Here is a 12,190-nt window from a genome sequence, read left to right as displayed (position 1 = left end):
TGCGGTTTTCATCGTCGTAACTGTGTCCAATGGAGGCGTGCGGATTTCTTCAAGCCCGAACGGCGCGGCGGCTGTCAGCCTTGAGGCATGAACACCACACGCACAGACAGCAACATCTGGCCCGGACTCACCTACACCGATCCGCTCGCGGCGCGGGAATGGCTGCGCCGCCTCGGCTTCGAGGACGGCATCCTCGTCGAGGGCGACGGTGACGGCGAGGTGATCCACTCCGAGATGCTCTGGCCCGACGGCGGGCGCGTCATGATCCACAGCGCCTGCAAACAGGACAAGACCTTCTCCGTCCCCACCGGAAGCGGCAGCCTCTACGTGGTGGTCACCGACCCCGACGCCGTGTACGCCCGCGCCACCGAGCTGAAGGCCACGCTGGTGCGCGACATGGCCGAAGAGGACTATGGGTCCCGAGGCTTCTCCATCGCCGACCCGGAGGGCAACACGTGGAGTTTCGGTACGTACGCGGGCTAGCCGAGCCCGGCGTCGCCCGCACGGTGGCGTACGACATCGGCGGAGTGCTCCCGGGCACCCACCTCGCCGTCCCGTCGCCGGCCCTCACCCTGATCATCGACCTCGGTGACGGCCTCGACCTCACGGGGCCGGGCCTCGACGGCAGGACCAGCTTCCGGGTCTGCATCTCGGGGATGCACCACGCGCCCTACCTGGTGCACCACGAGGGCCTGCAACGCGGCGTCCAAGTGGACCTGCCGCCGAGCCTGGTCCGGGCCCTGACCGGCGCCCCCGCGGCCGAACTCGGCGGCGAGGCGATCGAACTCACCGACCTGCACCCCGAGCTCGCCGCCGAACTGGCCGGCCGGGTCGGTGCCGCCGCACCCGCCGACCGCGCCCGCGTCGCGGCGGGCGTCCTCGCCCGGCACGCGAGCACCGCACGCCAGGTACAGCCCGACGCGGCCGCCGCCTGGGCCCACCTCGCCCGTCACCGGGGCGCGGTCACCGTGGCCGACCTCACCCAGCGGTCGGGGTGGTCGGCCCGCTACCTGGCGATGAAGTTCTCCGCCGAGTTCGGCATGAGCATCAAGGCCGCGGCGCGCCTCATGCGCTTCGACGCCGCCCGGCGCGACCTCGAGGCCGGCGGCAGGCCCGCCGAGATCGCCGCCCGGCGCGGATTCTCCGACCAGGCGCATCTGAGCCGCGAGGTGCGCGATTTCCTGGGGATGACTCCGTCGGCCTACCTCGCGCTGCGAGAAGGCGAGTTTGCGGCTGTGTAGTGTCGCCGGGGTGCCCAGGACCCGTCGTGCGATCGCAGCCGCGCTCGTGATGTGCCTGATCCTGGTGACTGCGGCCTCCACCTTCATCGGCGGCGGCAGCGGCTACGTGCACTACCAGTCGAATGCGACCAGCTACATCCCCGACCTTCCCGGCGGCGCCCAGTACGTGTCCATGGGCGACAGCTACGCGACGTCCGGCTCGCACCGCAAGGTGCAGGCGATGGACCTGTGCACCCGCAACGGCGACGATCTCGGCCACGTGCTGGCCCAGCGGCTGCAGCCCTACTCCTTCACCGACCGGGCGTGCGCCGGCGCCACTCTCGACGATCTGACGCAGCCCTCGCCGAAGCCGAACACCTCACCGCAGCTGTACGGGGTGGGGCCGTACACCCGCCTGGTGACCGTTCTCGCGGGTGCGAACTCGATGGGCTTCGGGGGAGTGGTGATGCACTGCTTCGCCGAGCCGGACGAGCAATGCCGTGCCGTCTCCGAACAGAACCTCCCCGGCACCCAGGGATGGGCCTTCGTGCGGGCCCAGTACGCGGCCACCGTCGACGCGATCCGCAAGGCGGCCGCACCGGACGTGCGCATCGTGCTCGTCGGCTACCTGCCGCTGTTCACACTGTCCGGCCCGGAGAACGCCGCGTGCCTCGACAGCGCGGGCATCCCCGCGGAGAACGTCGACCACTGGCGCCGCTGGTACCGCGGCATGGAACAGCTCATCGCCGAGGTGGCCGCCGACCGCGGCGCCCTCTACATCGCGCCGCCCACCGAACGGCCCGCCTGCTCGCCGGATCCCTATGTGGCCCTGGGCGGAGTGAAGCTCAAGGAGCAGGAGCCCGAGGCCAACGGACTGCACCCGACCCTCGCCGGACAACGCGCCGTGGGCAACCTGATCGAGGACCGGCTCCGAGGAATCGATCGGCCCGCATAGGATGGGGTCCGTGACAGACGTTGCCCAAGGAACCCAGCAGGACTCTCCACAGGAACAGGGGCGGCACGGCTACAAGCGCGTGCTGCTCAAGCTGGGCGGTGAGATGTTCGGCGGCGGCGAGGTGGGCCTCGACCCCGACGTGGTGAGCACCGTCGCGCAGCAGATCGCCGAAGTGGCCCGCAGCGGCCACGAGGTCGCGGTGGTGATCGGCGGAGGCAACTTCTTCCGCGGCGCCGAACTGCAGAACCGCGGCATGGACCGCGCCCGGTCCGATTACATGGGCATGCTCGGCACCGTGATGAACTGCCTCGCTCTGCAGGACTTCCTGCAGAAGGAGGGCGTGGACACCCGCGTGCAGACGGCCATCACCATGGGTCAGGTCGCGGAGCCCTACCTGCCGCTGCGTGCCCGGCGGCACCTGGAGAAGGGCCGCGTGGTGATCTTCGGCGCGGGCATGGGCATGCCCTACTTCTCCACCGACACCACCGCCGCACAGCGCGCGCTGGAGATCGGCGCCGAGGTGGTGCTCATGGCCAAGGCCGTGGACGGCGTCTACGACAGCGACCCGCGCACCAACCCCGATGCCACCATGTTCACCGAGATCACCCACCGCGAGGCGCTGGAAAAGGGCCTCAAGGTGGCCGACGCGACGGCCTTCAGCCTCTGCATGGACAACAAGATGCCGATGCTGGTGTTCAATCTCCTGGTGGAGGGGAACATCGCCCGCGCCGTCGCCGGCCACAAGATCGGCACGCTGGTCCGCCCCTGACGGACCGCCGCGCACCCCTCACCGACTGACGAACGAAGGACGAAACCAGTGATCGACGAAGCACTCTTCGACGCCGAGGAGAAGATGGAGAAGGCCGTCTCGGTGGCCCGGGAGGACTTTCAGTCGATCCGCACCGGTCGCGCGAACCCCTCGATGTTCTCGAAGGTGGTCGTGGACTACTACGGCTCGCCCACGCCGATCACGCAGATCAGCTCCATCACCACCCCCGAGGCCCGCCTCGTGGTGATCAAGCCCTACGAGGCCAACCAGCTGGGCAACATCGAGACCGCGATCCGCAACTCCGATCTCGGCGTGAACCCGACCAACGACGGGCAGCTCATCCGCGTCGCGATCCCGCAGCTCACCGAGGAACGCCGCCGCGACCTGGTCAAGCAGGTCAAGAGCAAGGGCGAGGACGCGAAGGTCTCCATCCGCAACGTGCGTCGCAAGGCCAATGAGCAGCTCGCCAAGATCGAGAAGGACGGCGACGCCGGCGAGGACGACGTGGCACGCGCCGAGAAGGACCTCGACAAGACGACCGCCAAGTACGTGGCGCAGATCGATGACCTGGTCAAGCACAAGGAAGCCGATCTGATGGAGGTCTAGCCGTGGCTGATACCCCGGAATCGGCGACCGGAGATCCCGGCGCCGGATCTGCGCCGCCGGCCAAGCGGCAGATCAGTGCCGGACGCAACCTGCCCGCCGCCATCGCGGTGGGCGTGAGCCTGGGCGCGATGATCGTCGCGATCCTGGTGTTCGCTCCGCACCTGTGGGTGCCGCTCGTCGCCGCCGCCGTGGCGGTGGCCACCTGGGAGGTGGTCAAGCGGTTCCGCGCCGCCGGCACCAACCTCGAACTGTGGCCGATGCTGATCGGCGGCCAGGCCATCATCTGGCTGTGCTGGCCGCTCGGCCCCGAGGGCGTGCTCGCCGCGTTCACCGCCACCGTGCTGGTGTCGATGATCTGGCGGCTCCTGGGACATCAGAGCACCGCCGCCCCGAACTCCTTCACCCGCGACATCTCCACCACCGTCTTCGTGCTCGCCTGGATCCCGCTGTTCGCGTCGTTCGGCGCGATGCTCGTGCTGCCCGACAACCGCGGGCCGCAGCGCGTGGCGGCGCTCATCATCCTGGTCGTGTGCTCCGACGTGGGCGGATACGCCGCCGGAGTGCTCTTCGGCAAGCATCCGATGGTGCCCGCGATCAGCCCGAAGAAGTCCTGGGAGGGCTTCGCCGGCTCGATGGTCGCGGGCGCGATCGGCGCCGTGCTGGTGCTGAAGTACCTGCTCGATGTGAACCCGGTGTGGGGCCTGCTGCTGGGGCCCGTCGTGGTGATCACCGCAACCCTCGGCGACCTGCTGGAATCGCAGGTCAAGCGCGATCTGGGGATCAAGGACATGGGCACCCTGCTGCCCGGCCACGGCGGCCTCATGGACCGCCTGGACTCGCTGCTGCCCAGCGCCGTCGTGGTGTGGGCCGCGCTCACCGCGTTGATGGGGAGCTAGCCGGCCGGATTCGCCGGGCGCCGCCGCACCACCTCGCGCAGCGGTCGCGGCGTGATGTTCTCCCGGCGACGCGCCTTGCGGCGGGTCACGATCACGCCGATCAGAGCGATCGCCCACAGCGGGTACTGCGCCATCCAGGCGGCGCGGAAGCCGTCGAAGCTGAGACCTGCGCCCGAGCCCATGATCGAGCCCATCGCCTGGATCAGCACCAGGCTCGCCAGGAAGCCGCCGATGTTCACCATGCCCTGCGCGGTGCCCAACACCCGGGTGGTGTTGAACGAGCGCGCGTAATCGAAGCCGATGGCCGAACTCGGACCGCCCACCGAGATCACCAGGACCAGCAGCGTCAGCAGCCAGACGGGGGACGGCTCGTCGCGCACCAGGACCACCGTCCACACCGCGGCGCTCCCCAGGATGATCGCGATCACCATCCACGAGCGGCGCAGCGGGAAGCGACCGGTGAGGTAGCCGATCACGGGGCCCGATGCCAGCGTCGCGACCACACCGAAGCTGACGATCGCACCCGCCGTACTCGACGGGAGTCCCTGTCCGAGAGTCAGATAGGGCACGCCCCACATCAGCATGAAGGCGGTCACCGAGAACATCGCGCCCATGTGCGTGAAGAAACCGAGACGGGTACCGGGGTGCATCCACGTCGACCGCAGGATGCCCGGGATGTCGCCCACGCGGACGGTGACGCGCGGCGCCACCCGATCGGGCGGCGCGTCCCGGACCAGCGTCAGCACCGCGACCGCCGCGACGAGTCCGAGGCTGGCCGCGCCCACGTAGGCGGGTGTCCACCCGGACGCGTGCAGCAGCGCCAGGAAGGGAACGGCCGACAGGATCTGGCCGAGCTGACCGGTCATGCCCGTCAGCTGGGTGACGAGCGGGATGCGGCGCACCGGGAACCACGCGGGCACCAGACGCAGCACCGAGACGAAGGTGAGGGCATCGCCCACGCCGACGGCGACGCGGCCGGCGATGGCCACGGGGAGGGACTCGGTGAGCGCGAGCGTCATCTGACCGGCCGCCATGATCATCGCGCCCGTGAACACGAGCCGACGCGACCCGAACCGGTCGAGCAACAGGCCCGCCGGGATCTGCATCCCCGCGTAGACCACGAGCTGCAGCACGACGAACGCGGACAGCGTCGCCGGTGCCGCGCCGTACCGCTCACCGGCCTCGGTGCCCGACACCCCGAACGAGGTGCGTTGCAGCACACCGATCACATAGGCGAACGTCGCCACCGACCAGACGACCCACGCACGCATGCGCCCATCGTTTCACCGAGGCGCGGTCGCGCTCACGGCGGCCCGGATGTCAGTCGCGCAGCTTCTTCGCGGCGCGGCGCAGCTGGAAGATCCGCAGGCCGCCCGCGGAACCCACGACGAGCGCGCCCAGGATGGCCGCGATCAGCAGGGACACGCCCAGCGGCAGGTTCGCCTCCCAGAACAGCAGGTTGATCTGGGTGTTCTGCTGGTTCTGCACGATGAAGGCGAGCAGTACGAGCAGGATCACCGCGCCACCGACCAGCCCGGACCACAGCGACGCCGACCGGGTGTGCTTGACCTGGTCGTAGGCGTCGAGAGTCACCCCGCCGTCCTTCTTCGCGGGCGCGCCGGACTGTTCCTCGGGGTCGGTCGAGGCCGGAATCTTCACGGGCTCTTCGCTGTCCCGAACACGGTCTTCGTTCGCTGCCATGCGGCATATCCTGCCACCTGATCGCGCACTGCGAAACCATGGGACACTGGAGTGGACATGAGTACTTCTCTGCCCCTGGTGTTCGACGCGCCCAAGCGCGGCAAGCCCCCGCGCCACCTGGCCGACCTCACCGACGACGAGCTGCAGCAGGCCGTCGTCGACCTCGGTCTGCCCAAGTTCCGCGCGAACCAGCTCGCCCGTCACTACTACGGCCGGCTCGAGGCCGACGCGGCCACGATGACCGATCTCCCGGCCGCCGCGCGCGGCACCGTCGGCGAGGCGCTCCTGCCCGAGCTGATGACGCCCGTGCGGCACATCGCCACCGACAGCGGCACCACCCGCAAGACGCTGTGGCGCCTGCACGACGGCACGCTGCTCGAATCGGTGCTCATGCGGTACACCGACCGCGCCACGCTGTGTATCTCCAGCCAGGCCGGCTGCGGTATGGCGTGCCCGTTCTGCGCCACCGGCCAGGGCGGCCTCGATCGCAACCTCTCCACCGCCGAGATCGTCGACCAGGTCCGTAGTGCCGCGAAGGCCATGCAGGACGGTGACGTGGCCGGCGGGCCGGGGCGCCTGTCGAACGTCGTCTTCATGGGCATGGGGGAGCCGCTCGCCAACTACAAGCGGGTGGTGCAGGCCGTGCGCCGGATCGTCGCACCCGCGCCCGAGGGCCTGGGTATCTCGCAGCGCCACGTCACCGTGAGCACCGTGGGCCTCGCGCCCGCGATCCGGAAGCTGGCCGACGAGGGCCTGTCGGTGACGCTCGCCGTCTCGCTGCACACCCCCGACGACGAGCTCCGCGACACCCTGGTGCCGGTGAACAACCGGTGGAGCGTGGCCGAGGTGCTGGACGCGGCCCGCTACTACGCCGATAAGACCGGCCGCCGCGTCTCCATCGAGTACGCCCTGATCCGGGACGTGAACGATCAGCCCTGGCGGGCCGACATGCTGGGCGAGAAGCTGCGCAAGAAGCTGGGCCAGTTCGCGCACGTCAACCTGATCCCGCTCAACCCGACGCCGGGCAGCGAGTGGGACGCCTCGCCGAAGGACCGGCAGGACGAGTTCGTGCGCCGGGTGATCGCGCAGGGCGTCTCGTGCACCGTGCGCGATACCCGCGGCCAGGAGATCGCCGCGGCCTGCGGTCAGCTCGCGGCAGAAGAAAACGCCTGACCCGGCGGGTCAGGCGTTCTCGGGTGGAACGGGGCGGCTAGCTCAGTTCTTCCACTTGCCGCGGCTGGAGTACCAGTTGATCACGATGGCACCCAGGATGGCCACGGCGAAGCCGACCAGCCAGATGTCCTCGGTCTTGCCGGGGTGGTTGCCGATGGTCATGCCCAGCAGGAGCAGCGCGAACAGCACGCCGGCGACGCGGGCGGCGTTCGGCGCGTTGCCGCTCCAGCCCCAGTCCTTCGAGGGCACGTCGGCCTCGTCGACCGTCGAATTGCTCTGCTGACGCTCCAGGTCGGTGGTTGCCACTGCGCGTTCTCCTTCGTCGCTGCCTGCCGCCCGGGAGGCTGAGCCCCGGGATATGTACGAATCCTATCCCGCTACGACCGGCTGTCGTATCAGGGGCGCCGCAAATCACCGGTAGCGTCGGACGGGTGATCTTCCACCTCGCCTTCGTCACCGACTGGGATACCGCTCAGGCCGCCGGCGAATACACGATGTCGACCCGCGGCGCGTCGCTCGCCGACGTCGGATTCATCCACGCCTCCACCGCCGAGCAGTGGCGCGGCGTGCGGGAGCGGTTCTACGCCGACGTTCCCGCGTCCGATCTCGTCCTGCTCTCCATCGATCCGACGGGCCTCGATGTGCGGTACGAGCCGCCCGCCCCGGGCGTCGACGAGCTGTTCCCGCACATCTACGGCCCGATCCCCGTGTCCGCGGTGACCGGGACCGCGCGGATCGACTAGGTCACGGAACGACGGTGCCGTCCGGCGCCAGGATCAGGGTCGAGCTCGTGCCCGCCGGTCCGGTGTAGTCGATCGTGACCGCCGTCGCCGCGAACGCGACTCTGGTCGGCTCGCGGACCGTCCGGGTGATTCCGGGCGCATCGGCGATCGCAGTGGTGATGGCGTCGAGGTTCATCACATCGGGTGCGAACCGGGCGCCGGTCTGATTGCGCAGGTCGAAGGAGTATCTCCACATACCGTCGCGGAGCACCCAGGTTTCGAGGTTCTCGGGATCGTCGGGGAGGGCGAGCGTGGCCACGGGGCCCCACTGGTCGATCGTCAGCGAGACGACCGCCACCGGTTTCAGTGCGGTGGTCATCGACTCGTAGACGGCGCGGATGTTCGTCGACGCCATCGGATTGCCGACCAGGCGCACACCGGCCACGGGCTCCGGCGGCTTCTTCGCGGGTGGATCATCGGGCACGGCCCTGCCGTTCTGGTCGCGGCAGTTCTTGCCCTCGCTGTCGCAGATCCGGGACCACTGAGGGCCCCCATCGCCGAACGTTCCTCCGCTCGAGTCGTTCATCGCCTTCGCGACGCCCCCGATGAGCACGGCGGTGAGGACGATCACGACCACGAAGATGAGCGCGGTGGAGGTGGTCGAGTCGACGGACGATTCCGCCCGTGTGACCTTCGTCGACGGCGGTTTCGCAGGCGCGGGTACGGGTGCGGACGGCGTCACCCGGGCGGGTGTCGCCGGGCGGTCCGTGGGTGGTGCGAGGAACGAGGGAGCCGCGACCTGCAGATCGTCGACGAGGCCGGTGAGCTCGCCGAGCGTGCTCGCGCGCAGGGCGGTGGCGACCCGGTCGCGATGTTCGGCACCGTCGAGCTGACCGTCGGACAGGGCGCTGTCGAGCAGGCCCATGACCTCCTCGCGATCGGCGTCGCGGGCGCGCTTGCCCGCACCGCCGAATTCACGTTCGTTGGAGTCGAAGTTTTCCGACATGCATCGCAGCGTAGCCGTTGCGATGGGAAACGAGTACCCGGAGGCTCAGGCGGGCGTCCCGTCGAACTCGACGACGAAGGTTCCCCAGCCGAGCGGCGCGATCCGGTGCGCGGCATCGTCGGCCAGCGCGGCGATCTCGTCGGCGGTGCGCACGCCGCCGCCGTGCAGGCACAGTGCCCGCAGATCGGCCTCGGTCTCGTGATCGTCCGTGGTCTCCGGATTGAGCACGTCACCGACGAAGGCCACCGTCCCGGCGCTGCCGCGCAAGGTCGAGAGCAGTAGGCGCGCGTCCGCGTCCGGGAGTGTCTCCAGGAAGTCGATGCCGAGGACGAGGTCGTACCGCTGCGGCAGCGGCGCGAAGACCGTTGCGGGCGCGGCGGTCACGCGCGCGCGACGCTCGGGGGCCACGACCGCGTACTCGCGCTCCACCGTGCTCGGCATCCCGATCAGGGTCGCCGACACGTCGGGGAGCAGCCGGGCGAGGTTGTCCGCGTACACCCCGGCGCCGTCGCCGAAGACGGCCACGGTGCGGATCGCCGCGAAATCGATCGCCTCCGGGAGGGCGGGCGCGCGATAGGTGGCCCAGCGCGTGGCGTGGGCGTGCAGCTGTTCGGCCAGGTCGTCGTCGGTCCGGCGCGCCTCGCGCAGCGTGCCGCCCTCGAACGGGACGGCCCGGCCGGTGCGGACGGCGTCGACGAGCCGCGTGAAGGGCAGGTCGAGGCGCGTGCGCAGGCGGTCGTTGTGCAGGCTCCCCGGCAGGATCTCGTCGGGGTCGGTGAGCAGCTCGCCGCGCGCCGTCAGCGCGTAGCCGGACCCGTCCCGCGTCACGAACTCCAGCAGCGCCAGATGCCGCAGCAGCTTCTCGGTGGCCGCGGGATCGGTCCCGCAGGCGGTGGCGATCGCCGACGCCGTGGTGGCGCCCTCGTCGATCGCGGCGAAGATGCCGAGGGTCACGCCGGCGCGGATCGCGAACGGCGGCAACAGCTCCGTGAGCTCGTGGATCTCGGAGGCGAGGTTCTGATCCTGGCTGGTGTCCACGAGCTCCGCGTCGCCCTCGACCGTCGCCACCTCGCGGTGGCGCCAGTACCCGGTGATCTCCACCCGATCCTTGTCCAGCCCCTTGTCGTTCTTCGCCCAGCGCCGCAGCGGCTTGATCGTCAGCGTCTCGCCCGCCACCCACAGGTACGGGCGCTCGCCGCGCCACCGCGCCTGCTGCACCGTCTCGACCATGCGCGACTGCCCGCCCGACTCCGAGCGGTACAGCCAGACGAACTCCACATCGCCCTGCGTCCGCAGCTCCTGCCGGTGCGCGGGCTCGGCGACCTCGATGATCGCGGTGGCCTTGAACCCCGGGGGCAGCAGTTCCAGGCAGCGCCCGATGGCCGGCAGCGCGGTCTCGTCGCCGCCCAGCAGGAGCCAGTCCACATCGCGGGGGAGCGCGGCGGAGTGCTTCGGCCCGGCGATGAGCACCTTCGAACCCACCTCGGCCCGCCGGGCCCATGTGGCGGCCAGGCCGGTGCCGTGCAGGACGAAGTCGATGCTCATCTCGCCGGCGTCGGCGTCGATCTCGCGCACCGTGTACGTGCGGGCGTGCTCGAACGACCCGTCGGTCCAGTCCACGCGGCCCTGATCGGTGTTCTTCGGCACCTCGAACGGGAACTCGCCGGTGTGCAGATCGGGGAGGAGCACCTTGACGTCGTCGTCGAAACCGGTGCTGCGTACCGGTGGCAGCTCCACCCCGTCCCGGACGTGCGTATCCATCGCCGGGCCGCCGACCACGATGCGTCGCATCCCCGGCGTCACATCGGTCACGCGGAGCACGTCGAATTCGCGCAGGCAGATCGGGAACACCGCGCCGTCGCGGAGAGTGCTGGCCATCGTGGCGGGCCTTTCGTCGGGATTCCGTACTTCACAAGGTTAGCCTGGCCTGTGCATGGCGAGGAGTGGCGGACCGTCGGGCCCCGAGTGAGCGCCGATACGCTGAGGCGGTGACCACCCGCGTCCTCATCCTCGGCAGCACCGGCTCCATCGGCACCCAGGCGCTGGAGGTGATCGCCGAGAACCCGGACCGGTTCGAGGTGGTCGGGCTCGGTGCCGGCGGCGGCAACCCCGAGTTGCTCGCGCAGCAGGCCCGCGCGACCGGAATCGACGGCGCCCGGATCGGCATCGCCGATGCCTCCCGCGCCGGCTCCTTCGACGGCGCGCTGACGGGCCCGGACGCCATGACCCGCCTGGTGGAGACGGTCGAGGCCCATGTGGTGCTCAACGGCGTGGTCGGCAGCCTCGGTCTCGGCCCGACCTTGGCCGCACTCGACAGCGGCGCGCGGCTCGCGCTGGCCAACAAGGAATCCCTCGTCGCCGGCGGTTCGCTGGTGCTGGGGCGCGCCGCGCCCGGCCAGATCGTGCCCGTCGACTCCGAGCACTCGGCCATCGCCCAGTGCCTGCGCGGCGGTACGGCCGCCGAGGTCGACCGGCTGATCCTCACCGCGTCCGGTGGCCCGTTCTTCGGCCGCACCCGGGCGGAACTGGCCGATGTCACACCCGCGCAGGCTGCGCAGCACCCCACCTGGTCGATGGGGCAGATGATCACCCTGAACTCCGCCACGCTGGTGAACAAGGCGCTCGAGGTGATCGAGGCGCACCTGCTGTTCGGCGTGCCCTACGACCGCATCGACGTGACCGTGCACCGGCAGTCCGTGGTGCACTCGATGGTCACCTTCGTCGACGGCGCCACCATCGCCAAGGCCTCGCCGCCGTCGATGAAGCTGCCGATCGCGCTGGCGCTGGGCTGGCCCGATCGCGTCCCCGGCGCGTCCGTGGCCTGTGATTTCACCCAGGCGCACACCTGGACCTTCGCCCCCGTGGACGACGAGACCTTTCCCGCGATCGCCGTCGCCCGCGATGCCGGCACCCGGGGCGGCAGCCTGACCGCGGTCTTCAACGCCGCCAACGAGGTGGTCGCCCAGGCCTTCCTCGACGGACGCACGTCCTTCCTCGCCATCGTCGACACCGTCGCGCAGGTGGTGTCCGACGGTGCGCAGTGGCAGGCCGAGCCGCGCGACGTGGCCGATGTGCTCGCCGCGGAGGAGTGGGCGCGCGCCCGTGCGGCGACGCTCGTCGGCCTCGCCTGACCCGGCCCGAG

14 protein-coding genes are annotated in these 12,190 nt (G+C 70.3%); 9 read left to right on the top strand and 5 right to left on the bottom strand.

All coding sequences use genetic code 11. From position 1 onward, the window contains the following. Nucleotides 1-87: 87 nt before the first annotated feature. The 6 genes from TTY48_RS19465 to TTY48_RS19440 are packed head-to-tail and all read left to right on the top strand — an operon-like array spanning nucleotide 88 to nucleotide 4,446. Nucleotides 88-483, top strand: a complete 396-nt coding sequence (locus tag TTY48_RS19465; RefSeq protein WP_220659279.1) for a glyoxalase — start codon at nucleotides 88-90, stop codon at nucleotides 481-483. Next, nucleotides 456-1,241, top strand: coding sequence for an AraC family transcriptional regulator (locus TTY48_RS19460; RefSeq protein ID WP_220659278.1), 786 nt, complete (start codon nucleotides 456-458; stop codon nucleotides 1,239-1,241). The genes TTY48_RS19465 and TTY48_RS19460 overlap by 28 nt, the downstream gene beginning before the upstream one ends. Nucleotides 1,242-1,251: 10 nt before the next feature. Continuing rightward, the gene (locus TTY48_RS19455) at nucleotides 1,252-2,175 is read left to right on the top strand and encodes an SGNH/GDSL hydrolase family protein (protein ID WP_220659277.1); all 924 of its coding nucleotides are present in this window, start codon (nucleotides 1,252-1,254) and stop codon (nucleotides 2,173-2,175) included. Nucleotide 2,176: 1 nt separating this feature from the next. Beyond that, nucleotides 2,177-2,944 carry a UMP kinase gene (gene pyrH / locus TTY48_RS19450; protein WP_343930514.1) on the top strand — a complete coding sequence of 256 codons (768 nt, stop codon included), beginning with the start codon at nucleotides 2,177-2,179 and terminating at the stop codon, nucleotides 2,942-2,944. Between the two features lie 48 nt (nucleotides 2,945-2,992). After that, nucleotides 2,993-3,550, top strand: a complete 558-nt coding sequence (frr, locus tag TTY48_RS19445; protein ID WP_220659275.1) for a ribosome recycling factor — start codon at nucleotides 2,993-2,995, stop codon at nucleotides 3,548-3,550. A 2-nt stretch (nucleotides 3,551-3,552) separates the two neighbouring features. Then, nucleotides 3,553-4,446 carry a phosphatidate cytidylyltransferase gene (locus tag TTY48_RS19440; RefSeq protein ID WP_220659274.1) on the top strand — a complete coding sequence of 298 codons (894 nt, stop codon included), beginning with the start codon at nucleotides 3,553-3,555 and terminating at the stop codon, nucleotides 4,444-4,446. On the opposite strand, the gene TTY48_RS19435 is transcribed toward TTY48_RS19440, so the two are convergent. Together TTY48_RS19435 and TTY48_RS19430 are read right to left on the bottom strand one after the other, a co-directional pair. Further along, nucleotides 4,443-5,717, bottom strand: coding sequence for a nitrate/nitrite transporter (locus TTY48_RS19435; RefSeq protein ID WP_220659273.1), 1,275 nt, complete (start codon nucleotides 5,715-5,717; stop codon nucleotides 4,443-4,445). The two genes, TTY48_RS19440 and TTY48_RS19435, sit on opposite strands and share 4 nt — an antisense overlap. A gap of 49 nt (nucleotides 5,718-5,766) precedes the next feature. Beyond that, nucleotides 5,767-6,147 (bottom strand): lipopolysaccharide assembly LapA domain-containing protein, encoded by a 381-nt coding sequence (locus TTY48_RS19430; protein ID WP_220659272.1) that lies wholly within the window; start codon nucleotides 6,145-6,147, stop codon nucleotides 5,767-5,769. Nucleotides 6,148-6,204: 57 nt separating this feature from the next. On the opposite strand from TTY48_RS19430, the gene rlmN reads away from it, so the two are divergent. Further along, nucleotides 6,205-7,320 (top strand): 23S rRNA (adenine(2503)-C(2))-methyltransferase RlmN, encoded by a 1,116-nt coding sequence (gene rlmN / locus TTY48_RS19425; RefSeq protein WP_220659271.1) that lies wholly within the window; start codon nucleotides 6,205-6,207, stop codon nucleotides 7,318-7,320. Between the two features lie 42 nt (nucleotides 7,321-7,362). Here rlmN and TTY48_RS19420 read toward each other — a convergent pair whose 3' ends face one another. Then, nucleotides 7,363-7,626 carry a DUF2631 domain-containing protein gene (locus TTY48_RS19420; RefSeq protein WP_255585837.1) on the bottom strand — a complete coding sequence of 88 codons (264 nt, stop codon included), beginning with the start codon at nucleotides 7,624-7,626 and terminating at the stop codon, nucleotides 7,363-7,365. 125 nt (nucleotides 7,627-7,751) lie between these two features. Here TTY48_RS19420 and TTY48_RS19415 point away from each other — a divergent pair, with 125 nt between their 5' ends. After that, nucleotides 7,752-8,063 carry a DUF952 domain-containing protein gene (locus tag TTY48_RS19415; protein WP_220659270.1) on the top strand — a complete coding sequence of 104 codons (312 nt, stop codon included), beginning with the start codon at nucleotides 7,752-7,754 and terminating at the stop codon, nucleotides 8,061-8,063. 1 nt (nucleotide 8,064) lies between these two features. Here TTY48_RS19415 and TTY48_RS19410 read toward each other — a convergent pair whose 3' ends face one another. After that, nucleotides 8,065-9,048 (bottom strand): DUF1707 domain-containing protein, encoded by a 984-nt coding sequence (locus TTY48_RS19410; protein ID WP_220659269.1) that lies wholly within the window; start codon nucleotides 9,046-9,048, stop codon nucleotides 8,065-8,067. 45 nt (nucleotides 9,049-9,093) lie between these two features. Next, the gene (locus tag TTY48_RS19405) at nucleotides 9,094-10,926 is read right to left on the bottom strand and encodes a siderophore-interacting protein (RefSeq protein WP_220659268.1); all 1,833 of its coding nucleotides are present in this window, start codon (nucleotides 10,924-10,926) and stop codon (nucleotides 9,094-9,096) included. A gap of 110 nt (nucleotides 10,927-11,036) precedes the next feature. Between TTY48_RS19405 and dxr the strand changes: the two genes are divergently transcribed. Beyond that, entirely contained in the window at nucleotides 11,037-12,179 is a 1,143-nt protein-coding gene (gene dxr / locus TTY48_RS19400; protein ID WP_220659267.1) for a 1-deoxy-D-xylulose-5-phosphate reductoisomerase, read from the top strand. The last annotated feature ends 11 nt before the right edge of the window (nucleotides 12,180-12,190 follow it).

The sequence above is a fragment of the Tsukamurella sp. TY48 genome, assembly GCF_019656655.1.
Classification (GTDB): Bacteria; Actinomycetota; Actinomycetes; order Mycobacteriales; family Mycobacteriaceae; genus Tsukamurella; species Tsukamurella strandjordii.
This window is presented reverse-complemented; position numbering and strand designations above follow the sequence as displayed.